The sequence below is a fragment of the Sphingopyxis sp. H053 genome (assembly GCF_001468225.1).
GTDB lineage: Bacteria > Pseudomonadota > Alphaproteobacteria > Sphingomonadales > Sphingomonadaceae > Sphingopyxis.
This window is the reverse complement of the sequence record NZ_LNRU01000005.1, coordinates 86,939-109,910: the sequence shown is the minus strand read 5'-3', so window position 1 is coordinate 109,910 and position 22,972 is coordinate 86,939. Positions and strand designations below refer to the sequence as shown.

Below are 22,972 nucleotides of genomic sequence, written 5' to 3'. Positions count from 1 at the left end.
GGTTAGCGCAGCCGCGCCTTGCGGGAAAGCGGCTTAGCGTGTACGGGCTGCTCAAATTTTAGGCAATGTAAACGAAAGCTCCCCGCCATGGTGCCGCTGCGGCCCATCCAGATCGGCAACATCACCATCGCGGATCCTGTGATCCTCGCGCCGATGACGGGCGTCACCGATCTGCCGTTCCGCAAGCTCGTCCGCTATTATGGTTCGGGGCTCAACGTCACCGAGATGATCGCCAGCCAGGCGGCGATCCGCGAAACGCGCCAGTCGATCCAGAAAGCGGCGTGGGATCCGGTTGAGGAACCCGTGTCGATGCAGCTTGTCGGTTGCACGCCTTATGAAATGGGCGAAGCGGCAAAGCTCAACGAAGATCGCGGTGCGTCGATCATCGACATCAACATGGGCTGCCCGGTGCGCAAGGTGACCAACGGCGATGCAGGCTCGGCGCTGATGCGCGACCTCAAGCTCGCTGCGGCGCTGATCGAATCCTGCGTGAAGGCCGTGTCAGTGCCCGTGACGGTCAAGATGCGCATGGGCTGGTGTCACGACAGCCTGAACGCGCCCGAACTTGCACATATCGCCGAGGATCTGGGCGCGAAGCTGGTGACGGTCCACGGCCGCACGCGCAACCAGATGTACCGCGGCGAGGCCGACTGGGGCTTTGTCCGCAGCGTCAAGGATGCCGTGTCGATCCCGGTTATCGTCAATGGCGACATCTGCTCGGCGGACGATGCGCGCACCGCGCTGGCGCAAAGCGGCGCCGACGGCGTGATGATCGGCCGCGGCGCTTATGGCCGTCCCTGGCTGCTCGGACAGGTGATGGCGGCGCTGCGCGGCGAAAACGCGCGGCCCGATCCGGGCATCGATGAGCAATATGACGTCATTACATCGCATTATCGCGCGATGATCGACCATTATGGTGAAGTGACCGGGGTCAATATGGCGCGCAAGCATCTCGGCTGGTACGTCAAGAGCCTGCATGGCTCGGCCGAATTCCGCAATAAGGTCAACCAGATTCCGAACAGCCGCGACGTGCTCGACGCGCTCGAGCAGTTCTACACGCCGTTCCTGAGTAAGGCGGCGGCGTGACCACGCTCACGTCGAGCATCCCGAGCTTCGACCATGACGAGCTGATCCAGTCGCATCCCGTCCCAACGCTGCTCATCGACGGCGGCGGGGTGGTGCTGTTCGTCAATGCCGCCGCCGAGCAACTCTGCAATGTCAGCCGCTCGGCGATGGTCGGCCGCGTTGTCTATGACGTCATCGAGATGGATCGCAGCTATCGCCAGCGGATGAGTGACGCTTCGACGTCGGCGCTTTTCGCGCACCGCACCGAGATTTCGGCGGGTGGCCGCCGGTCCTTCTTCGTCGATATGCAGATGGTGCCCTATGGCCAAAGCGGTCACCGCATCCTCGCGCTCGTGCCGTCGCAAAGCGACGCCGAGCTGATGGGCGGCGCGATCGGCCGCTCGGGCCGCGCGGCGGGCGCGGCGGCATCGATGCTGGCGCACGAGATCAAGAACCCGCTCGCAGGGATCAAGGGCGCCGCGCAGTTGCTGGCGCGCAAGACCGACGCGGGGGGCGAGCGCTTCACGACGCTGATCTGCGCCGAGGTCGACCGGATCGCAACGCTGATCGACCAGATGGAACATTTCTCGCGCGGGCAACCGATGGCCTGCGGCCCAATCAACCTCTACCAGCCGATCCATCAGGCAATGGAAACCGCTCGCGCACGCCAGTTTCCGGGAATCCGGTTTGCGGAGGATTTCGATCCGTCATTGCCGCTGGTCCATGGGAACCACGACGCCATGGTGCAGATATTGCTCAATCTCGTGACCAATGGCTGCGAGGCGCTGTGTGGGCGCGACGACGGGGTCGTCCGGTTGACGACCGCTTACCGGCACGGCCTGTCGATCGACAATGGCGACGGGCGCGGACGCATCGCGCTACCAATCGAGGTCAGCGTCAGCGATAATGGCCCCGGCGTTCCCGCCGACATTCGCGGCGACCTGTTCGCGCCGTTCGTGACGACGAAGCGCGAGGGAAGGGGGCTCGGCCTCGCGCTCGTCGCCAAACTGGCGCGCGATATGGGCGGCACCGTCCAGCATATCCGTGATGGCGAATGGACGCGCTTTCGGGTCCATCTGCCCGTCGCGCAAAAGGGACGGCCGGCATGAGCAAGGCGAAGACGATCCTGCTGGTGGAGGATGATCCAGCGATCGCGATGATCATCCGCGAAACGCTCGTCGGCGAATGTGGCCGCTTCGCATCGGTCGCCAGCATCGCCGAACGCAATGCCTGGCTCGCCGACAACCGTCCCGATCTCGTTATCACCGATGTCGTCCTGCCCGACGGCGACGGCATCGATTCGCTGCGCATCGACGCCCTGACCCCGGTGATCGTGCTGTCGGCGCAGAACACGCTCGATACCGCAGTGCGTGCGACGGGGATCGGGAGTTATGATTATCTGCCCAAGCCGTTCGATCTCGACGAACTGACCGCGAGTGTCCGCGCCGCGTTGCAGCGAAAGGCGGAACCCGCGGCAAGGGACACCGCGGCGCCGGCTGACAGCCATGGCCTCGTCGGCCGCGCGCCGGCGATGCAGGCGGTCTATCGCACGATCGCGCGGCTCGCCTCGAACGACCTGGCGGTGCTGATCCTTGGTGAATCGGGGACGGGCAAGGAGGTCGTGGCGCGTGCGATCCACGCAACCGGCCTGCGTCGCAACGGACCTTTCGTGGCGATCAACATGGCCGCAATCCCGCGCGAACTGATCGAAGCCGAATTGTTCGGTCACGAAAAGGGTGCCTTTACCGGCGCGCACAGCCGCAATGCCGGACGCTTCGAACAGGCTGCGGGCGGCACACTCTTCCTCGACGAAATCGGCGACATGCCGCTCGACGCGCAGACGCGCCTGCTGCGCGTCCTGCAAAGCAACGAATATTCGACCGTCGGCGGCAGTCAGGCGCTGCGCGCCGATGTGCGCGTCATAGCCGCGACGCACCGCGACATGCGCACCCTCGTCGCCGATGGCCGCTTCCGCGAGGATCTCTTCTATCGTCTCAACGTCATTCCCGTGACGCTGCCACCGCTGCGCGACCGACGCAGCGACATCGCCGCGCTCGTGCGCCACTTTGTCGAGGCGGGGCGCAGTTCGGGGTTGCCCGATCGCCAGTTCGCGCCCGCTGCGATGCAATGGCTCGAGCGCTACGACTGGCCGGGCAATGTCCGCGAACTCGGCAATGTCGTCCAGCGGCTCGCTGTCTTGTCGCGTGACGTCGTCGTGACCGTCCGCGATGTCGAGACGGTGCTGCACGAAAGCGGCGAGGGCGGCGGCGCGGTCGAGCCCGCTGCGCTGATCGCGCGCGCGGTCGACGATTGGGCGCGCGAGCAGATGGCGGATACGGCAAGCGAAGGCGATATTCACGAACAGCTCGAGGCGATCGTCGAGGCAGCGCTTTTTCGGCGCGTCCTGCGTGACGTCCGTGGTAACCAATTGGAGGCGGCACGGCGCCTTGGCATCAACCGTAACACGCTCCGCAAGCGCCTCGGGCAGCTCGATATCGATCCTGCTCACCCTTGATTGGCAAAGACAAACCCGGAATCGGGGCAATTGGGCGACACTTGCGTAGATTGTGTGTTTTCTATGCAACAGGATTGTCGTAGCGTGGCAACAATGACGCAATCCCCCACTCTGGCTCTCGACATGGATTCGGACGGCCAAGAAGTGCGTTCGGGTTTCTGGCGCTTCGCGGCCCCGGAATATTATACGCTCGCCATCATCATCAGCGTTGCCATCGCAACCTACATCTTTGTGACGGGTGATGCGCAGAGCGAGCGGCTGCTGACCCCTGCGCTGGTGGCCGCGATCATGGTCGTCAATCTCGTGCCGGCGATGGCATTGATCGTGCTCATCGGCAGCCGCGTTGCGCGCGCGCGGGCCGTGCGGTCGATGGCGGGCGGCAACGGCCGCCTCCATGTCCGGCTCGTCGCGCTCTTTTCGTTGATTGCCGCGGCACCGACCTTGCTCGTCGTGATTTTCGCCTCGCTGCTGTTTCAGTTCGGCGTCGATTTCTGGTTTTCGGACCGGTCGCGCGGCATGTTCGAAAATGCCGCCAACCTCGCCGAGGGCTATTATCAGGAAAACCAGCGCCAGGTCGGCGCGAACACCTATGCGATGGCAACCGACCTCGGCAAGCAATTGAGCCTGGTTCCGATCGATAGCCCGGCCTTCAGCAATTATTATCTGCAGCAGGTCGTGGTGCGCAGCCTCAATGAATCGGCGATCATCGAAATCGGCAGGGACGGCGTCGCGCGCACCGCGACGGCGATCAACCCCGACGACAGAGCGGCCGAAGCCCGTCTCGGTTCGGCGATGGTCGGCCGCCTCGACGCGGGCGAGGATGTGGTCGTTGTTCGCCAGCCTACCCGAATCGAAGCTGCGGCGCGGCTGCCCGGCACCGATCGCGCCTATGTCTATGCCTCGCGCGACACCAACGTCCCGGGATTCCAACAGTCGGCGCGCGCGAGCGCCGTGCTGGCGGACTATAACAGCCTGTTCGACCGCTCGCAGCAGCTCCAGCTGCAATTCAACGGCGCCCTCTATCTTGGTTCATTGCTGCTTCTCGCGCTTGCCGTCATAGCGGCGATCGTGGTTGCGGACCGTATCGTTCGTCCCCTCGGCACATTGATCGGAGCGACGCGAACCGCGGCGGGCGGCGATCTGTCGGTCCGAGTTACTCCGCCGGCACGCGACGACGAAATCGCGGTCCTGACGCGTGCTTTCAATCGGATGACCGAGCAGTTGCAGGGCCAGACCGGCGCGCTCGTCAGCGTGAACGAGCAGCTCGAAGCCAGGCGCAGCTTTATCGAGGCGGTGCTGAGCGGCGTGTCGTCGGCGGTGGTCTCGGTCGATGCCGATCACCGCATCCTGCTCGCCAATGCCGCCGCCGAGCGCCTGATTTGCCAGTCGGCCGAATGCCTGACGGGCCAACCTCTCGACGATGTCGCGCCCGAACTGGCGCGCCTGCTGATCAGCGACGAGCGCGAGGCGATCGTTCAGCTATCGCGCAAGGATGCCGAACCCGCGACGCTCGCGGCGAAAGCGGTGGCGCAGGGCGATGGCTTTGTCCTGAGTTTCGAGGACATTACGCAGCAATTGCTCGATCAGCGCCGCGCGGCCTGGTCCGACGTGGCGCGGCGCATCGCGCACGAGATCAAGAACCCGCTCACCCCGATCCAGCTCGCGGCCGAGCGCCTCCAGCGGCGGTTTGGCGACAAGGTCGAGGGCGATAGTGCCACCTTCCGCAAGCTCACCGACACGGTGATCCGGCAGGTACACGACATGCGGCGCATGGTCGACGAATTTTCCAGTTTTGCCCGGATGCCGAAACCGACCTTCGGGGTCGAGGATGTCCGCGATATCCTGCGTCAGACGGTGTTCCTGTTCGAAGTCGCAAAGCCCGACATCGCGTTCGCCGTCAAAACACCCGCCGAGATCGAACCGCTTGTCTGCGATCGTCGTCTGTTGTCGCAGGCCATGACGAACATTGTCAAAAACGCCGTAGAAGCAATTGAAGAAAAATACAAAAATTCAGATGCGCCTGTCACCGGGCATGTGGCGGCCGAACTTTTTTCCGGCGCGGATGGCGAGATCGTCATTCGCGTCTCCGACGACGGCATCGGGCTGCCGGAGGCGCGCGACGCCATTGCCGAGCCCTATATGACGACGCGCCAGGGCGGGACGGGCCTCGGGCTCGCGATCGTCAAGAAGATCGTCGAGCAACATTATGGCGAACTTGAATTTTCGGACAATCCGGCGGGGCAGGGGACGTGCGTCACCCTGACGCTCCACCCCGACCGGCTGCGGCCGTTGGCCGGCAAGGGCGGGGAACAAGGCATGGGGCATAGTGAATCGGTTCCCGGACGCATCCGGAACCGGCAGGACAGAGAAGATCATGGCGCTTGATATTCTGATCGTCGACGACGAACGCGACATTTGCGACCTCGTCGCCGGCGTCATGGAAGACGAAGGTTATGAGGCGCGCACCGCGTCGGACAGCGATTCCGCGCTGGAAGCGATCCGCCAGCGGCGGCCGTCGCTGGCGCTGATCGACGTATGGCTGCAAGGTTCGCGGCTCGATGGGCTGGGGCTGGTCGAAGCGATCAAGGCGTTCGATCCGACGCTGCCGATCATCGTCATCTCGGGCCATGGCGGTCTCGACACCGCAGTCGCAGCAATCCGCCGGGGCGCGTTCGATTTCATCGAAAAGCCGTTCGAAGCCTCGCGCCTGCTCCACCTCGTCGCGCGCGCGACCGAGAATGAGCGGCTGAAGTTCGAATATGAGCAATTGCGCGAGAAGGCAGGCCCGTCGGACGAACTGACCGGCACCAGCGCCGCGATCAACAATGTCCGCGCGACGCTGAAGCGCGTGGCGGGGACGGGGAGCCGCGTGCTGATCACGGGTGCGCCCGGCGTCGGCAAGGAGGTCGCCGCGCGCGTGCTGCACGGATGGAGCGGGCGGCAGAACGCGCCGTTCCGCGTCATTTCGTCGGCGCGAATGGACCCCGAGACGGTCGAGACCGAATTGTTCGGGTCCGAAGCCGAGGACGGCTCGATCCGCGTCGGGCTGCTCGAACAGGCGCATGGCGGCACCCTGTTCCTCGACGAGGTCGCCGACATGCCGCTGACGACGCAGGGCAAGATCTTGCGCGTCCTGACCGACCAGAGCTTCACACGCGTGGGCGGTCGCACGATGATCCGCGTTGATGTCCGCATCATTTCGGGATCGGCCCGCGACCTGATGACCGAAATTGCCGAAAACCGTTTTCGCGAAGACCTTTATTACCGGCTGAACGTCGTGCCCGTCCACATCCCGCCGCTGCGTGAGCGGCGCGACGATATCGCCAGCCTCTGCGATCATTATATCCGTCGTTATGCCGCCGACCGCCGCGTCGCGCCACCCGAAATCAGTTCCGAGGCCATGGCCGCGCTCCAGGCACATGAGTGGCCGGGCAATGTTCGCGAACTGCGCAACGTGATCGAACGCGTGATGATTTTGGCGCCGAGCGACCGCCTGGCGCGGATCGACGCGGACATGCTGCCGTCCGAACTGGTGCGCGGCGGAACCGACATCTTGCCCCATTCGGAATCGATCACCGCGATTCCGCTGAAGGAAGCGCGCGAGAATTTCGAGCGCGAATATCTGCGCATCCAGATCAACCGCTTTTCGGGCAATATCTCGCGCACCGCGACCTTCATCGGCATGGAGCGCTCGGCCTTGCACCGCAAACTGAAACTTTTGGGGCTTACCGAGAGTTCGGACGGCGAGGGATAGCGGCTTTGCGCTAGACCTTGCGCGCCCTTTGCCGCATATTGCGTTCGCAAAGAAGGTCTTGAAAGCCGGAAAACCGGCGCCGTACCCGCGGTTTAACCGCCAAAAACAGGAGGCAAATGTGTCCGATAAAAATCAGAATCTCCAGGATATTTTCCTCAACGCCCTCCGCAAGAGCAAGACCCCGGTGACCATGTTTCTGGTCAAGGGTGTGAAACTGCAGGGCATCATCACCTGGTTCGACAACTTCTCGCTGTTGCTCCGCCGTGACGGACAGTCGCAGCTTGTCTACAAGCACGCGATCTCGACGGTGATGCCGTCGCACGATTTCGACCTGTCGCTGCTCGGCGACAATCTGCGCGATGCGCCGGCGAGCAAGGGCAAGGCATTGCAGGACGTGTTCCTCAATGCGGTGCGCAAGTCGGACGAGTCGGTGACGATGTTCCTCGTCAATGGCGTAATGTTGCAGGGCGATATCGTTGCGTTCGACCTGTTCTGTATGCTGCTCGAGCGCGAGCGCCAGGTTCAGCTCGTCTACAAGCATGCGATTTCGACCGTTCAGCCGAACGGCCCGATCAACCTGACCGACAGCGAGCCGGACGCAGAAGCGGACAACGCCTGATCGACCCGATAATCGACAATGAAGACGAGGTAACGCGCGGCGCCGCCGCGCTTATCGTCGTGCCCGAATGGCATAGCCAGCGCCTCGCGCGCGACCTCGACGCGCGCGCCGAGGAGGCGAGGGGGCTCGCGCTCGCGATTGGGCTCGACGTCGTCGCGGTGCATACACTTCGACTTCGTCAGACGCGTGCCGCGACTTTGCTCGGCGTCGGACAGATCGACGCGATCACGCCCGATATCGCGGCAAAGAATGTGCAGCTGGTCGTCGTCGATGCGGCGCTCAGCCCGATCCAGCAGCGCAACCTCGAGACTGCGTTCGGGACGAAGGTGATCGACCGCACGGGCCTGATCCTCGAAATCTTCGGCGAGCGCGCCGCGACCGCCGAGGGGCGGCTGCAGGTCGAGCTCGCGCATCTCGATTATCAGGCGGGGCGGCTGGTGCGTAGCTGGACCCACCTTGAACGCCAGCGCGGCGGTTTCGGCTTCCTCGGCGGACCCGGCGAAACGCAGATCGAGGCCGACCGGCGGATGATCCGCAACCGCATGGCACGCATCCGGCGCAGCCTCGAGGATGCCCGGAGAACGCGCCAACTGCAGCGATCGAAACGGCAGCGCGCACCTTGGCCCGTGGTCGCGCTCGTCGGCTATACCAATGCCGGAAAATCGACGTTCTTCAATCGGTTGACCGGAAGTGACGTCATGGCGGAAGATATGCTTTTCGCGACGCTCGACCCGACGATGCGCGAAATCCGGCTGCCCGGCATTGACAAGGCGATCCTGTCCGACACGGTGGGCTTTGTCTCTGACCTGCCGACCGAACTGGTCGCGGCGTTCCGCGCGACGCTGGAGGAAGTCACCACCGCCGACCTCATCGTCCATGTCCGCGACATCGTCCATCCCGACAGCGAAGCGCAATATGATGACGTGCGCGCCATTCTGAACTCGCTCGGTGTCAACGGGCCGCAGGATGGGGAGGAGGGCGATGCGCCGCCGGTGATCCAGCAAATTGAAATCTGGAACAAGATCGACACCGCCGATAGCGGCCGCCGGGCGGACATTGAAGAAATGGCAGCGCGGCGCGCCGACGTTGCAATCATATCGGCCGTAACGGGCGAGGGCGTCGAAGCCGCGCGTACCCTTATGGCGTCACAATTGACCGCGCTGCACAAGGTGCAGCGCATCTATCTGACCTATAGCCAGGGCGAAGCGGCGGCGTGGCTTCACGCGCGCGGCGAAGTGCTGGCGGACGAGCCCGAAGCCGAGGGGCATGTGTTGACCGTCCGGCTCGATCCTGCCGATAGCGCGCGGTTCGAGCGGCTATGGCCCTCTACGGACGTTCCGACACCTTGACTGCCAGCCAATGGCTTTCCTGCACGTCGAGCGAAAGCCCCGACAGGCTGCCGCCGGCACGCGCTTCCATCGCCGCAAAGCGGCGCGCGAATTTCACGTTGGCGTCGCGCAGCGCGCCTTCGGCATCGACGCCAAGGTGGCGCGCGTAATTGACCACCGCGAACAGGAGGTCGCCGACTTCTTCGTGTCGTTCGGCATCATTTGCTGCGCCCGCAACCTCGACAAGCTCTTCGGCGATCTTGTCGAGGGGGCCCTCTGTGTCGGGCCAGTCGAAGCCGACACGCGCGGCGCGTCCTTGCAGCTTTTGCGCACGCAGCAGCGCGGGAAGCGATAGCGCGACCCCGGCGAGCGCACTCGTCGGCCCGTCCGACGCGCGTTCGGCCGCCTTGATCTGCTCCCACTGCAACCGGACGTCGGTCGTCTTGCCGCCGCCGAAAATATGCGGATGGCGCCGCTCCATCTTGTTGCTGATGGCATTGGCGACATCGTCGAAACCGAACAGGCCGTCGTCGGCCGCAATCTGGCTGTGAAAGACGACCTGGAGCAGAAGGTCGCCAAGCTCGTCGCAAATCTCGGCAGGATCGCCGCCGGCAATGGCATCGGCGACCTCATAGGCTTCTTCGATCGTGTAGGGCGCGATGGTCGAGAAATCCTGCGCCAGATCCCATTCGCAGCCGCCATCGGGATTGCGCAACTGGCGCATGATGGCGAGCAGGCGGTCGATGGGGGATTGGGCTGCCGTCTCGGCCATAGAGTTATCCGATAATATATATTATGTTAATACCGATACCGCAACTGTCCATGTAAACTGTGTCCAGTGTGATGGCGAAAGGCTTGCGGTCACGGGGGTCTTTCAACAGTATCAGCGACCGTGTCCACTTCGTTCGCCACGACGCCCTGGGAGGCTGCGCGCATCGAAATGCCCGGCGGTCTCCGGTCGTGGACGGTATTGGATGATCACGGCGATGTCGTCGAGTGCCTTCGTCACTGGATCGTCCATCTCGAGCAGACCCATTCGTCACCAAACACGATCCGGGCTTATGTTCGCCACGTTGTCGACTTCGCGAACTTCCTCGCCGCAAACGGCGCCGGCATCCATGAAGCCACGGTTGCGCTGTATGACAGCTTCCTTGCATGGCGGCTCGCACGCCGAAAGGATGCGCTGCCAAGCCCGCGTCTGATCCTGCTGCGCAAGCAGGAAACACGGGTTCTGGCACCATCGACGCGCAACCAGATCCAGCTCGCGGTCAAATCGTTCTACCGCTTCTACAACGGCACCGACGACTTCGCGGTCGATACGGCCGAGGTCACGAAGGCCTATGACGGGCACCGGATCTACAAGCCGTTCCTCGAGCATATCAGCCAAAGGCGCACGACGCGGCGCAAGGACCGCTATCTCTCGGGCGATCCCGGCCGGGTCCAGCAGCAGGTGCTCAAGAAGCGGCTGACGCCGAGCGAGGTTCTGCGGCTGATCGAGGCTTGCGGGCTCGCGCGCGACGCGTTCCTGATCGTGCTGCTCTACAATACGGGCCTCAGGATCGGTGAAGCGCTGGGCCTGCGCCATGTCGACATCGATCTCGCCGAAAAGGTCATCTGGGTCGTTCCGCGCGAGGACAATGCCAATGAAGCCCGCGCGAAATCGGGCCGAACACGCGGTGTGCCGGTGCACGACTACGTGCTCAACATGTACGTCGACTACCTCACCAGCGACGAATATCTGCCAGCCTTCGAGGCCGGTGCCGAGTACGTCTTCGCCAATGTCAAAGCCGGCGTCATCGGGCACGCCATGAGCCTGTCCTACGCGCAGAAGCTCGCGGGCCTGCTGGAGCAGCGCGCCCATATCGGCTTCAGCTGGCACATGTTCCGCCACAGCCATGCATCCGAGGCGATCGCGGCGGGATACAGCCTGCTCGAAGTGGCCGACCGGCTCGGGCATGCTAGCCCGCAAACGACAGCGGCGTTCTACCAGCACCTGTTCGCCTCGGAAATCCGCAGGCTTTACCTCACAGGTCCCGACGAGGTGCATGAAAGGCTTGAGAAACTTCGCGAGGCTGAGCTGCTCGGAAAGGATTTGCGATGGGCCTGACGCCGCTGGCACTCGTCGGCGGAACGCCGCACGATACCGATCGCTACAACAACTGGCTTGAGGGGCGCCTCGCGGAAATATCCCCCCTCCTCGTCGCCAATCCTGTCTGGTCGGACGCCATGATGGGCGAGGTGTTCGGCCATCCTTGGTTGAGCCAGACATACGCAAGCCTGCCGCTTCAGACTGCGGTTCCGGTACTCACCAACGAGATCAAGGCTTACCTGGCGGCATCCGTGCTCGACGATCGCAAGGCGGACGCCCACTGGTTCCAGCGCCGGATCCCGGTGATCCGCTATCTGTTCGAGGAAGGCGCAGACCTGCTTCACCACTTTGAGGCGGACTGTCTTGCCGACATCCCTCACCCCGGCTTCGCGCCATCAGATGACGAGGGTGCGCGCAAACCGAACCACCACAACGATGCGGTCCTGGAGCGCTACGCCGCCTGGTATGGCGCGAATTATGGACGGCGCAGGCAAAGCCAGACCCGCCAGTGGATCCGGGGCGGCGAAATCGTCACCGGCGAGTTCCGCTCACCGGAAGTACAGCTGTTCGGTGATATCCATCGCTTCGCGATCATCAACCGGGCGCAGATGGTGCCGATGCACGACCGCGACATCATCCTGCTTAACGATCTCTACAGCGAGGAGGACACACGCTTCCGCGATCGGCAACGGCGAAGCGACACCTATCTCAACTTCCTGTGCGTCGAGCCGTGGTTGCGCCCGCTGATGCGCGGCTTCCTTCTGGACAAGGTCGCGCATGGCGAACTTGCACCATCGACACTTGTCGGAATGCAGTCGCGCTTACGGTTCTTCGCGCAGTTCCTGCACGCGGAGGGCATTACCGAGCCCGCTCGGGTCAATGAACTGTCGATGGAGCGTTACCTCGCTTGGGGGAATGCGCAGAATGCCGCTGGCAAGAACTGGTACACCGACATCGTCCAACTGATGCGTGCGGCGCCAGTCCTCCTGCCGGGACAATGGCCGCGGATCACGCTCGACAAGCGTGCGGCACGGCGCATCCGTTACAAGCAGGCACCGGACGATCCGCGTAACCGCCTTTACGCATCGCGCGAGGGCGCCAACCGGGCGGCACCGCCTGAAGCCCTGTCGGCGATGGTGGCCAGACTCGACGAAATGCCCGCACCCATCCCTGCCATCTTCATGATCGGCATCACGACCGGGGCGCGGGCCGAAGACCTTCATGCCCTGCTCTTCGACTGCCTGCGGCCCGATCCGCACGACAAGCGGTTCATGCTGTTCACGTTCTGGCAGAACAAGGTCAGCCGCTGGAATACCAAGCCGTTACTGGCGGCCGATCCCGCGCACCAGGCCATGATCGAGCTGATCGAAGCCCAGCGGGATCGTGTCCGGCGGCGTCATGGCCGCGCCACGAAATACCTGTTCCCGGTCTTTTATGGAAAGCGGGAATCGTTCCTCGGCCAAAACTGGACCATGCAGGAGCTCAAGAAGCTGTGCCTCAAGCACCGAATCGTCGATGGTGATGGCCGTCCGTTCGACTTCTCGTGGCATCCGCTGCGCCACCATCGCGGGACGCAGATGGCGGCCGAAGGCCACGATATCCTGAGCATCATGTTCGAGCTCGGCCATGCCTCGCCCGATATGGCGTCGATGTACGTCAACAAGCGTCTCGACCTCAAGAAGAACGCCTTGCTACGAAAGGGCGGCGGCCAGTTCTTCACGATCGCAGGCAAGGTCGACGAAGCGGTTGGCGATCTCCTGCTGCGCAAGGAAACCATGATGGCTACGCGGGTCTGCGGCGGCGCCTGCACGCTGCCAGGGCAACTCGGCGAATGGTGCGAGCATGCCCACGCCTGCCTGACCTGCCGGTTCTTCCGCGCCGATGGCGACGATGTGGAGCACTTCCGCTACGAGCGGGCCGGACTTTACGCCGCGATCGAAGGGCTCGAGCAGGAAGCGCAGAACTACGAGGAAGGCGGGCAGACCCGCATGGCCGACATCACGCGCAAGCGGCTGCAACGCAACAAGGATGCAGTCCACAACACCGACACCATCATCCGCTCCATCGAGGAGCACGGTCTCTACAAGGGTGAAAAGCAGCGCTACAGGCCGGCCGCTGCTCGGGAGGAAGCCACGTCATGACCATGGGACCGGATCTGCGGATCGCAACACTCAACGATGCCCGCAGCCGTCGTAGCGCTGAGAAGCGCGCCGCGGTCGAAGATGCGATCATGCGGCTGCGCGACACCAGGCAGGCTGTGACGTTCGTCTCGGTGGCCCGTGAAGCAAAGGTCAGCCGCCAGTACCTCTACAATAACTTCGCCGACGAGATCGGCGAGGAACGCGTCGAAACCCGCGCGGAAACCGAGGTCATAGACGGCAAGAAGGTCCCGCTGCGAACACCCGAGGAATATCGGCACATCGAAGCGGCACTCCGCAACAAGATCGAGCGCCTTGAGACCGAGCTCCGGGATGCCCGTGCCGAAAGGGCCAAGGCGGACCGAACGGCCGAGCGTGAGCGCGGTAAGGCGGAACACTGGCGTCAGCTCTACACGGCTGTCCTCGCACGTGTATCACCAGGACAATCGCCCGAGCCGCTGCCCTCCTCCGAAGACTGAACCGTCACGCTGCGATCGGGTTACGATCAAGGGAGTTGGAAGTGAGCCGCCTACGGCGTCTTGCACTTCCAACTCCCTTGATCGTCCAAATTATGAGCGAAACACAATGGACAGGCGTATCGCCATCAACACATTGAAAATACGATAAAAAGACATGCCTTGGTGTTGATATATGTTAAATATTATGTCGATTATGGCTACGGCGACGTCGAGCGCGGAAGCAACTCCGGCCCAAGCGGACGTCCAGTGTTGCGAGTGTCGCACCCTTTCTGGCTCGGCAATGTGGATGGCATCAGGTATCCGAAGGCCGAGCTCAAGGCTTGCTGTTCGATCGCAGACGTCGGCGGCGGCAAGCTGGTCCACACCATATAGTCGGGCCAAGGCAGGTACTGCTTCTCCCGCGGCTGTCGATAAGCGTGCAATCCGGGACCCCACCGTTCCCTCAATCGGGTTGCTGAGAATGGGTCCTTTTTTCTCGCCTGAGGGGTTCCGATGGACACCGATCCCAGTACCGCGCATCTGTCGGTCTAACGCAATTTCAGTGTGATAGCTCGAACTTTCTGGGATCCGTTTGGGAGCTGCTTCACAACCACGCACGGAAATTTTGGCATCCAGCCAACCATCTTCGACAAGGAGAGAATGATATGGCAACTTACGTCATAATTGTGACACAAGCGATTTCAGATCCCGCCCTGATGAACCAGTACAAGTAGCAGGCCAGAGAGCTTCTTACAGCGCAGGGGGTTTCTTTCACCGCCGGTCCAGCCGTGGCCTAATCGCTGGAAGGAACGGCTCCGAACGGAGCGGTCGTGCTCAGGTTCGAAAACATCAAGCAGGCACAGGACTGGTACCGGTCCGACGAATATCTGGAACTGGCGGAAATGCGGCTTTTGGCTTCTTCCAGCGCAGCGTTTATCGTTGAAGGGCCTTGAAAGCCAGCATGAGAAAACGAAACGGAAGGATATTTGCCAAGAATTGCCCTGTTCGTTGCGGCAGCTGCAATTTCACTAGGCCGTGTTGACAAAAGATTTCAACCATAGTCGCGTGGCGGCGAGGTTTAGGAAGCTCTCGAACGAGAGCAGGGTTTTGTCATAGCGTGTTGCAATGCGTCGTTGCTGTTTTAGCTTGCTGAACATGCGCTCGACGCGGTTGCGGTCCTTGTAGCGGCGATAGTCGGGATGCTCTGGCACTTTGCGATTCGAGCGAGGCGGGATGATCGGCAGGATGCCCCGGACCAGCAGGCTTTCCCGGAAGCGATCACCATCATAGCCCTTGTCCGCGAGCAGCGCCTTGGGTGTGGCGACGGGGATCGCCATCAGCGGTTCGGCAGCGGTGTAATCGGAAGCCTCGCCGCCGGTCAGGATGAAGCCGACAGGCAGTCCTTGATTGTCGCAGCGGGCGTGGATTTTGCTCGTAAAGCCGCCGCGTGATCGACCAAGAGCGTTCGCACAAGCCCCCCTTTTCCGCCCGCTGCCGAGACATGGCCGCGAACGCTGGTGCTGTCGATCATGTGTTGCCAGTCGTCGGTTAGACCCAGATCGACCAGTGTTTGCAGCAGGGCATCCCAGACACCCTGTTCGGCCCAGCGCCGGAAGCGGACATAGACCGAGTTCCACTTGCCGTAGCGCTCGTGCATGTCGCGCCAGGGGCAGCCGACCCGCAGCACGTGAAGCATTCCATTGAGGAACCGCCGGTTATCGCCCGCCGGCCGCGCCCAACGACCGCGTTCAGGCGGCAGCAGCGGCCCAATCAGATCCCACTCCGCATCCGACAAATCCCCGCGACCCATGACTGCTCCTCAAAAAGCAGTCTTGAATCAGAACGACGCGCGTTTGGGAATCCCTTTTGTCAACACGGCCTAGCATACGCCTATCTGCAAGACTCGCGTCTTAGCGTCGCGCAGATCGCCGAAACCCTACATTTTTCTGAAACCAGCGCCCTTTCACGCGCCGTGCGCCGTTGGTATACAGTGTCGCCTCGCGCGCTCAAGCACGGCGGCGCGGCTCTTGCCCCGTCGATGAACTCGACATGAGGACGCCTAGGAAAATAGGTCTTTCCTGGCTGGCCGAAATGGGATTCAGCGCTTGGCGCGCAGAGGGCGCGGGAACTTTGGGATTTCGAGATGAGCCAGCCTGGATTTTTCGTCCTTGAGAACCGCTATGCTGGCTTGGACGCGCATGGCGATCCGTTGGTGGCGATCAATGCATCGGTGCCGTTCGAGCTGTTTCGGTTGGATCTGAAGACGGCGCTGGTCAAGGGCGGACTTCGGCGCGCGGATGCAGAGGCGCTGCGCCAGGCCGTCGGCCGTCATCGTAGCGCGGTGTCGGCCGCGGCGAACATCATGACATGTGCGCAGGAGACGCAAGTCAGCCCTTCTCCAATGGCCTCTCCCGGTCTCGCCAGATTACGGGCTGCTCGAAAGGCTGATCGCCGTGGACAATGGGAGGAAATTTGTCGGCTTCGCGAGCAAGGTCATCCCACGTCAGCATCGCTGACCTGGTCGGCATCGATCGGCGCACGGTCCAGCGCTGGATCGCCTCTGGCGGCGAACCCGAACATATGCGTCCCCGGATACGATCCCATCTTCTGGGTCCTTACGAAGAATGGCTCGAGGCCCGGTGGCAGTCGGGATACCAGGTTGGACAACAGCTTTGGCAGGAACTGAAGGAACTCGGGTACAAGGGGAGTCGGAATACCGTTGCACGATGGGCCGCCAAGCGGCGCGCCGGCCACAATCCACAGGCACCAGACCGGCAGCAGACGCGGGCCGCCTGGAAAGCACCATCACGTCGACGCTGCGCCTGGTATCTGAGCCAGGCTCCCGATCAGATCGATGCCGAAATCACCCGGTTCCTCGACCATCTCTATGCGCAGGCACCTGAACTTCGCACGGTGGCTGAGCAGGCCGTGCGGTTCGTCGCGCTGCTCGACGGCAACGAAGTGACCGAGCTCAACAAATGGCTCGAACAGGCAGTGGACGGGGAACTTGGCAGCTTTGCGGCCGGCATCGCCCGCGACATCGATGCCGTGAAAGGCGCCATTCTGACCCGGTGGACGACGAGTCCGGTCGAAGGTCAGATCAGCAGGGTCAAAGCCATAAAGCGGCAGATGTACGGACGCGCAAACTACCAACTTCTGCGACAGCGAGTTCTATTGGCCGGCTGACCATCGATGAGGACAACAAAGGCCTCGTCGAGCATCCTGTGTGGATCAGCGTTGGAGCGGGCCCCTCCTCTTTCACGATCTATCATTTTGAATTACCCTAAAAAGGCGGTTTTGACCGGGGTCCCGATAGGCGCCCCCCGGGACGCCGGCATGCGCCAGTATAGGCATAACAATCAATGCCTAAGCTTTCGTGAAGCGTGGCCCCACTCTGACGCTGATCTGACGCTGATCGACAATTCTCCGTCTCGAAGACCGCAGCATCCGAGCATTGTTGCTGGCCGCAGATTTTCTCAGTCTTCGATCGGAAGGGTCGTGCCTCTGCTCAAGGTTTCTGCACAATCTGACGCTGTGTCGGCTGATGGATCGGAAGCCTGAGGTGCGACAAGCGTGTCGGGAATGACCATATCAGGCTCGCCCGCCCGATCGCGATCCTTGCCGCGCAACACGTCAATTTCCCGCTGCCGCATCTCGAGATACAAGCTGCGCGTCTCCACATAGGGATCGGCGCTTTCCTCTTGCAAACGCTCGATTTCCGCATCCCGCGCGACACGATCGTTCAGCCTGTTGATGACGGTGGTCGGGACAGCATAGGCGGTCTGGTTGAAAGGCTTGCCAACGGAAACGGGTAAGACGAGCAGGTCGATGCCGTCGCCGACCATATCGCGCAATGTCGTGGGCCCCACCAGCGGAAGGAAGAAATAGGGGCCAGGCTCCACCCCATAGAAACCAAGCGTGTTTGCGAAGCCGTTGGGTCGATAAGGCAGATTGACGGGCGGCTTTTTGGCGACGTCGAAAATGCCCGCGACGCCGATCGTCGAGTTGATCGCGAAGCGGCCGACCGTTTCCACAGCCTTTCCTATCTTGAATTGGAACAGGAAGTTCAGAAAATTGATCGGCTCTCTGAGATTGCGCAAGGCGTTGCCAAGACCATCACGGATCGGCTTCGGAACGCCCCCCTCATATCCCTTGGCGATCGGCCCAACGAGAGCCTTGTCGACCGACTGAGCGACCTGGAAGGCCTCAATATTCACATTCTGGAGTGGGTCGCCCGGCGGCGCTTCGCTTCGTGCGGTCACAATAATTTCGTCCGGCGCTGCTTCAGCCGTATTTCCAGCTTCCGCCGGCACGTCGCTCAATTGTCCTGCTGCCACCGGCCCTTCGCCGATCATGACAGGGGTCTGCATTTCGTCCTGCGGATTCACAATCATCGGACATGGTTCGGCAGAAGCTGCTTGAGCTTGAGCTGTCCGGACCAATGGCTCATTCTGGTGAACAATGCCTATTTCTTCGGGCTGCGTTCCGATCAGAAGGAAAGCGGCAGCACTGGCCACGACGCTCATTTTGCGATTATCTCCCATATTTCGAACATCTTTGGCGTCCAATGCCCCCGTTCGGCTCGCATTCCGCACACGGCAGCATTGCGCGCGCGTCGGCGATCATCCCCCCGAGCAATTCCTCGGTTCGACGGCAAGGACTGCCCACTTTGCGGGTGCTCGCTGGAGACCAAGTCAATCACTCTTCTGCCAACGTCTTTGGGCTGGATACGCTATGGTCAGCGGGAAATCAGTAGCGGAACCCGCGCGCTCGACAGCAGCGACCGAGTGACACCGCCGAAGAGTATCTCGGTGGTGCGCGGGTGGCTATAAGCCCCGATCACAAGTAGGTTCGCGTCGCGTTCCGCCGCCTGGTCGAGGATCACATCTGCGACCGATACGCCCTCGGACGTGATGTTGGCGATCTCGACACGCGCGCCGTATCTGGACAAGTGTTCAAGGAGATTGGCACCAGGCTCTGCCCCAAAACGTTCGGGGTTCCGGCCGCTGTCGATGGTGAGTATCGTCACGTTGGACGCAGAATTGATGAACGGAATTGCGTCGTTCACCGCCCGTCGCGCTTCTCGGCTGCGATTCCATGCGATCAGCACATTTTCGCCGATCGTCTCACCGCCCCATCCCGCAGGGATCATCAGCACGGGAATGCCGGTGGCCAGCAGCAGTCGCTCGGCCGACCAGCCTGACGGGAGGTCTGCCGGTTTGGGATGCGCCGCGACGATGAGATCGCAGTGCAGCGCCCGCAACATGCCTTCGTCGCGCAGGTCATCGCGCCACACGATCCGGAATTCGGAGCCGATGCCATATTCGCGGGCCAGTTCTCCAAAATGGCGAGCGGCGGCAATAATTTTCTGTTCGTCGGCAAGCCGTTGCCGGGTCAGCACGTCTCGAATCGCCGCAGTGCCCCTCGCAAAGGTTTCGGTGGGATGCGCGTTTTCGTGGGACACGCCATAGACGCCCACCAGATGCGCATTATGACGTTGCGCGATCGCAGCCGCACGGCAACCTATGCGTTCGCCCTCGGGTGTGGCGTCGAGGAAAACGGCGATATCTCTCCAGATAGGCAACAAGGGTTACGATCCTCCAGTTTACGGTTGTCCTCTATCAGATCAGCGGCGTCCTGGCCGAACTTCAGACCAAGATAACGAAAGGCTTCAAGACGGGGATTTGAGAGAGGTTGAAGGTTTGCTTGCGCGGTCCATCGGCAAAAACGCCGGTAAAGTCGCCTGATCCAGGTTGATCCAGGCGGCAGAGGTCCATAACCGGCAGCCGCATCCTGCATGCCGATCCAAATCGCGCGACGTTCCAACAGTGAGAGTGAAATCCCGCGATCGGTTAGCCCGCCTGCGGAGCCATCGACTGACGGGCCAGCGGACAGGAGGTGCGGGCAGGCCTCACAGGAGGTTTCGCCTGCCAAAGACAATGGCTGCAAGAACAATCGGCGAGCAGATTCATCCTGAGCACTCGACGCATCCGGAAATTGGGCGAAGGCTCCCTCCACTTCACGACCCTCCCTCATTTCTCATCGGAATGAGCCCTCACTCCAATGTCAAACGAATAGACCTCCCGGGAAGGGCAGTCAAGACAGCCCTTTACCCACCCCCATTTCAGTCAGCCGCCGACACGCAATACTCGACGATGCGAAGTGGTATGCAGCCATTCCGGTACCCTCCTTCTGAAGCGGTGCGTGCAGCCTCCGGCTGCCACTGCGTGAAGCGGAGGTTGTGTTGGTGCAGGGCGCCGTGACCGCGGAGGCGTGTCGGCGGATCGCGACCACCGAGGAGTTGGGTGAACGGGGGCTCCTGTCGTCTGTGTTAAATCCGCCAGCGGCCGGGTGACAATCCTGCTTCAGGCCGAAACAAGTTCTAATATTTCAATTCTGTGACCCGGCTTGTCATGCGAATGCGTTCGACTTCCCCGCAGGCCTTTTGGGACGGACTGCGTGACGAAAGCGGTGCCCAGGGCGTTTCAGGAACAGCGCCGGCGTGGCCCACCTTCGGCCTTTCAAGAAGTACGTGTGACGGCAAATTGCGCCGCCTGAGCGAGAGCATGTTTGGCTTCGCTATGACAAAGGTCGAAAGTTGTTCGACCGCAAACAGGCTATGCTGAGACAAGCCCCGAACAGGCTGCCGAATGGAAGGCACCGCTCCTCCCATCCTTGGTCGCGATATCCTTCCGGACAGTAGGCTCGACAGGCGTCTCTCCCGCGCATTTTCAACATGCGCGCCTCTTCATTTACACTGTCTGATTTTCTTTCCGGACTCGGTCAGGGTGATCCCGCTTGTGTCTACCGTCATGGTCACTCCACCGCCCTGGAACGGTCCGCCTGTTTCATTCGCCTTGAGCTGGGCAAGATTGCCATCGGTCCGGAGCGTGGCCGTAAGACCATCATTCAGGAAATCCACAGAGACTATGCCGTTGTCCTGGCAGCGATAGGTCACACTTTTCTCGATTGCCGGTGGCAGCTCTGCGGGAGCGACCGGTTTCGCGACGTTGGTTGAGTTGCTCGCGCTTGTCGTGGCGCTATCGCAGGCTGACAGGAGAACGGTAGACGCGAGCGCCATTCCGCCGAGCATCCACACGATTGACGACGATAGGTTGCCCATGTGCTTCCTTTTATTCTCCCGAACATACAATTCGGTTGCGGTTGTTTGATCTGCTTTTTTTCAGGCGTAGCCGAGGGGGGCCCGCGCTTATGCTCTCCGAGGTCCGCTCGTTTTCCCCGTTCGGCTCGTCCTGCCAGCCCCGGAGACGAAGGATGGGTCGCCGGCCGCCACTCGTTGGTGTTTCCAAGGTCATCATACCAGCCTTTCGCGGCGCTCGCCTCGACGGACGATGCTTTCATTGGTCCTGCCAGCCGGCGCGACGCGACCCGAAGGGCTTCGACCAGTGGACAATGGTAGCCGGTTCAGGGAATACCGGCTGGCAGGTGGCGGGACCCGGCGCCAAGGGTAGGGAGAAATAGCGCAAACGGGCCCGTCAAACCGAACGGGAAAAACAATGCTGCGGAGAACCCCATGATCGCGAGCGACCGTGCCGGCTTCCACAGGGGAATGAATGCGCTGGTTCCCATTATCTCTCCGGAGCATGTTATGAAATGAGCGCTCACTCCTATTTCAATTAGGCAATCCCGATTCTCCGGTCAAGCGGTAATTCAATCCTGGTACAGCGTCTGTGGCTGCGGACCACACGCTTCGCGCTTCCGGTCTTTAAAGCGCCGATCCCAGCGGGCACGGTGCAATCACCTCCGATGCCGCTGCCGGCTAAATTCGGCGGCATCATCGATTACCCGTCGCCCGCCAGGGTAGCGGCCCCAGAGCTGCACAGTCGCCGATGTCATGATGGGTCCTCCCCCGCTTACGGCCGTGCGCGCATTTCGGAATCGTCACGGCTGGGTTTGCACGCGACCACTTTCCAGTTCCGCCAGACCAAGCGCGCGCATCATCAGGCAAGCTGTGCTGTGGCTTGTCGCTTCGGGATCGACGGGTGGTGACATCGCCGTGCGGTGGCCGAGCCCGATGAAACAGGCCATCATGACATCGCCATAGGCTTCGAGCTCGGCCGCAGGCACATCGGGCCGTGCAAGCGCAGCGAGGCGGCGTATGCCATCGCGGTAAAAGGCGGTCTGCGTCTCGAACCGCTCTGCGACTGTAGGATTTCGGCAAGCCTCCGCCAAAATCTCATAGAACAGGCTGCCATCCTCATTGTGCAGCGAATTGGCAGCGATTGCCTTGATCGCCTCGAACATCGCAAGCTCGCGCCGTTCCACGGCGTCGAAAATCGAGTGCATCTCGGCCAGACGAACGCGCACATTTTCCTCCACTATTGCGAGGATGACGTCGTCCTTGTCGGTAAAGAGTCGGTATATCTGGCCGACGCTGACCGACGCTTCTTCCGCCAATTCAGCCGTTGTTGTCGCATAAAAGCCCTTCGAACCGAACAATCTGCTAGCGGCATTGACTATTCTCTCGCGCGGAGACTCTCCCTCGGCATAATTTCTTGAAGAACGTTTCATTCGAGACTTTCCCTGCGTCCTCTGTTTGACGATCTTCGGACGCGACACATGCCGATCCGCTCCATCCGGGTCTATCCCGCAAGCTTACATTTCATATGGATGAGGGGGAAGCACTAACAGTTCGCTGAAACGGGCTTCATCGCGCGGTCGACAGGATTCCATTCCCGTCATTGGATTAGACGGGCCGGTTGTGATCCGCGGTTCGGATGTGAGGTTGGGGAAGCTGTTGTGCTATGTGGGTCCCATGCGGCCGTTCCGCCGGATTGATCATGAACAAGGCCAGCTCGGTGTTCGGCCGCATCGCTGTCGCCCCGGAGAGCGCATGCCTGAGATCACGCAGGATTATCTGGCGGCGCGGCGATCCGGACGGTTGTGCAGCGCCTTACGATGCCCCCCCGCCCGCCCCGCAAGATCCTGGAACCGGAGGTGCAATTGAGCCGATGATTGCAAGGCGGCATCGGTATTGCCCGCCGC

Annotated in this window: 18 protein-coding genes and 1 pseudogene; 12 read left to right on the top strand and 7 right to left on the bottom strand. The window is 61.9% G+C overall.

Translation table 11 applies throughout. From position 1 onward, the window contains the following. The first annotated feature begins 87 nt into the window (after positions 1 to 87). The 7 genes from dusB to hflX all read left to right on the top strand — a co-directional run bounded on the left by dusB (position 88) and on the right by hflX (position 9,302). Positions 88 to 1,086 carry a tRNA dihydrouridine synthase DusB gene (gene dusB / locus ATE70_RS10840; RefSeq protein ID WP_058537942.1) on the top strand — a complete coding sequence of 333 codons (999 nt, stop codon included), beginning with the start codon at positions 88 to 90 and terminating at the stop codon, positions 1,084 to 1,086. After that, on the top strand, positions 1,083 to 2,174 hold the full coding sequence (locus tag ATE70_RS10835) for a two-component system sensor histidine kinase NtrB (protein WP_058537941.1): 1,092 nt from the start codon (positions 1,083 to 1,085) through the stop codon (positions 2,172 to 2,174). The genes dusB and ATE70_RS10835 overlap by 4 nt, the downstream gene beginning before the upstream one ends. Next, on the top strand, positions 2,171 to 3,580 hold the full coding sequence (locus tag ATE70_RS10830) for a sigma-54-dependent transcriptional regulator (protein WP_058537940.1): 1,410 nt from the start codon (positions 2,171 to 2,173) through the stop codon (positions 3,578 to 3,580). The genes ATE70_RS10835 and ATE70_RS10830 overlap by 4 nt, the downstream gene beginning before the upstream one ends. A 93-nt stretch (positions 3,581 to 3,673) precedes the next feature. Then, entirely contained in the window at positions 3,674 to 5,965 is a 2,292-nt protein-coding gene (locus ATE70_RS10825; protein WP_231732653.1) for a sensor histidine kinase, read from the top strand. After that, positions 5,955 to 7,334 carry a nitrogen assimilation response regulator NtrX gene (gene ntrX, locus ATE70_RS10820; protein ID WP_058537938.1) on the top strand — a complete coding sequence of 460 codons (1,380 nt, stop codon included), beginning with the start codon at positions 5,955 to 5,957 and terminating at the stop codon, positions 7,332 to 7,334. Before ATE70_RS10825 ends, ntrX begins: the two co-directional genes overlap by 11 nt. Positions 7,335 to 7,452: 118 nt before the next feature. Then, on the top strand, positions 7,453 to 7,953 hold the full coding sequence (gene hfq / locus ATE70_RS10815; protein WP_056375239.1) for an RNA chaperone Hfq: 501 nt from the start codon (positions 7,453 to 7,455) through the stop codon (positions 7,951 to 7,953). A gap of 59 nt (positions 7,954 to 8,012) precedes the next feature. After that, positions 8,013 to 9,302, top strand: a complete 1,290-nt coding sequence (gene hflX, locus ATE70_RS10810) for a GTPase HflX (protein WP_443028783.1) — start codon at positions 8,013 to 8,015, stop codon at positions 9,300 to 9,302. Here the strand turns inward: hflX and mazG are convergent. Then, a complete protein-coding gene (mazG, locus tag ATE70_RS10805; protein WP_058537936.1) occupies positions 9,280 to 10,053 on the bottom strand; it encodes a nucleoside triphosphate pyrophosphohydrolase in 774 nt (257 codons plus the stop codon). The genes hflX and mazG overlap by 23 nt on opposite strands. A 120-nt stretch (positions 10,054 to 10,173) precedes the next feature. On the opposite strand from mazG, the gene ATE70_RS10800 reads away from it, so the two are divergent. The 4 genes from ATE70_RS10800 to ATE70_RS24265 all read left to right on the top strand — a co-directional run bounded on the left by ATE70_RS10800 (position 10,174) and on the right by ATE70_RS24265 (position 14,919). Beyond that, positions 10,174 to 11,388: a tyrosine-type recombinase/integrase gene (locus ATE70_RS10800; protein ID WP_231732654.1), complete on the top strand. Its 1,215-nt coding sequence runs from the start codon at positions 10,174 to 10,176 to the stop codon at positions 11,386 to 11,388. Next, positions 11,379 to 13,511: a tyrosine-type recombinase/integrase gene (locus tag ATE70_RS10795; RefSeq protein ID WP_058537934.1), complete on the top strand. Its 2,133-nt coding sequence runs from the start codon at positions 11,379 to 11,381 to the stop codon at positions 13,509 to 13,511. The genes ATE70_RS10800 and ATE70_RS10795 overlap by 10 nt, the downstream gene beginning before the upstream one ends. After that, on the top strand, positions 13,508 to 13,987 hold the full coding sequence (locus tag ATE70_RS10790; protein WP_011445585.1) for a hypothetical protein: 480 nt from the start codon (positions 13,508 to 13,510) through the stop codon (positions 13,985 to 13,987). Before ATE70_RS10795 ends, ATE70_RS10790 begins: the two co-directional genes overlap by 4 nt. A 779-nt stretch (positions 13,988 to 14,766) precedes the next feature. Beyond that, positions 14,767 to 14,919, top strand: coding sequence for a DUF1330 domain-containing protein (locus ATE70_RS24265; protein WP_082639383.1), 153 nt, complete (start codon positions 14,767 to 14,769; stop codon positions 14,917 to 14,919). A 75-nt stretch (positions 14,920 to 14,994) separates the two neighbouring features. Here the strand turns inward: ATE70_RS24265 and ATE70_RS24260 are convergent. Further along, positions 14,995 to 15,776: pseudogene (locus ATE70_RS24260) on the bottom strand (IS5 family transposase). A gap of 288 nt (positions 15,777 to 16,064) precedes the next feature. Continuing rightward, a complete protein-coding gene (locus ATE70_RS25835) occupies positions 16,065 to 16,298 on the bottom strand; it encodes a hypothetical protein (protein ID WP_058537930.1) in 234 nt (77 codons plus the stop codon). Positions 16,299 to 16,438: 140 nt separating this feature from the next. Between ATE70_RS25835 and ATE70_RS10765 the strand changes: the two genes are divergently transcribed. Further along, positions 16,439 to 17,152 (top strand): transposase, encoded by a 714-nt coding sequence (locus tag ATE70_RS10765; RefSeq protein ID WP_197411441.1) that lies wholly within the window; start codon positions 16,439 to 16,441, stop codon positions 17,150 to 17,152. Positions 17,153 to 17,442: 290 nt separating this feature from the next. Here the strand turns inward: ATE70_RS10765 and ATE70_RS10760 are convergent, their stop codons facing one another. The 4 genes from ATE70_RS10760 to ATE70_RS10745 all read right to left on the bottom strand — a co-directional run bounded on the left by ATE70_RS10760 (position 17,443) and on the right by ATE70_RS10745 (position 22,546). Further along, positions 17,443 to 18,534 (bottom strand): MlaA family lipoprotein, encoded by a 1,092-nt coding sequence (locus tag ATE70_RS10760; RefSeq protein WP_144035661.1) that lies wholly within the window; start codon positions 18,532 to 18,534, stop codon positions 17,443 to 17,445. Positions 18,535 to 18,704: 170 nt separating this feature from the next. Next, positions 18,705 to 19,553 (bottom strand): universal stress protein, encoded by an 849-nt coding sequence (locus ATE70_RS10755; protein ID WP_058537927.1) that lies wholly within the window; start codon positions 19,551 to 19,553, stop codon positions 18,705 to 18,707. 1,161 nt (positions 19,554 to 20,714) lie between these two features. Continuing rightward, on the bottom strand, positions 20,715 to 21,089 hold the full coding sequence (locus ATE70_RS10750) for a hypothetical protein (protein ID WP_058537926.1): 375 nt from the start codon (positions 21,087 to 21,089) through the stop codon (positions 20,715 to 20,717). Positions 21,090 to 21,868: 779 nt separating this feature from the next. Continuing rightward, the gene (locus tag ATE70_RS10745; protein ID WP_156419836.1) at positions 21,869 to 22,546 is read right to left on the bottom strand and encodes a TetR/AcrR family transcriptional regulator; all 678 of its coding nucleotides are present in this window, start codon (positions 22,544 to 22,546) and stop codon (positions 21,869 to 21,871) included. Positions 22,547 to 22,972 lie beyond the last annotated feature (426 nt).

Coding starts and splice junctions, on each gene's coding strand:
- dusB (WP_058537942.1), top strand. CDS start 88: ATGGTGCCGCTGCGGCCCATCCAGATCGGCAACATCACCATCGCGGAT.
- ATE70_RS10830 (WP_058537940.1), top strand. CDS start 2,171: ATGAGCAAGGCGAAGACGATCCTGCTGGTGGAGGATGATCCAGCGATC.
- ATE70_RS10825 (WP_231732653.1), top strand. CDS start 3,674: ATGACGCAATCCCCCACTCTGGCTCTCGACATGGATTCGGACGGCCAA.
- ntrX (WP_058537938.1), top strand. CDS start 5,955: ATGGCGCTTGATATTCTGATCGTCGACGACGAACGCGACATTTGCGAC.
- mazG (WP_058537936.1), bottom strand. CDS start 10,053: ATGGCCGAGACGGCAGCCCAATCCCCCATCGACCGCCTGCTCGCCATC.
- ATE70_RS10795 (WP_058537934.1), top strand. CDS start 11,379: ATGGGCCTGACGCCGCTGGCACTCGTCGGCGGAACGCCGCACGATACC.
- ATE70_RS10790 (WP_011445585.1), top strand. CDS start 13,508: ATGACCATGGGACCGGATCTGCGGATCGCAACACTCAACGATGCCCGC.
- ATE70_RS25835 (WP_058537930.1), bottom strand. CDS start 16,298: ATGACGGCCGACGGCCTGGCGCAGCGCCTCTGCATCCGCGCGCCGAAG.
- ATE70_RS10750 (WP_058537926.1), bottom strand. CDS start 21,089: ATGGGCAACCTATCGTCGTCAATCGTGTGGATGCTCGGCGGAATGGCG.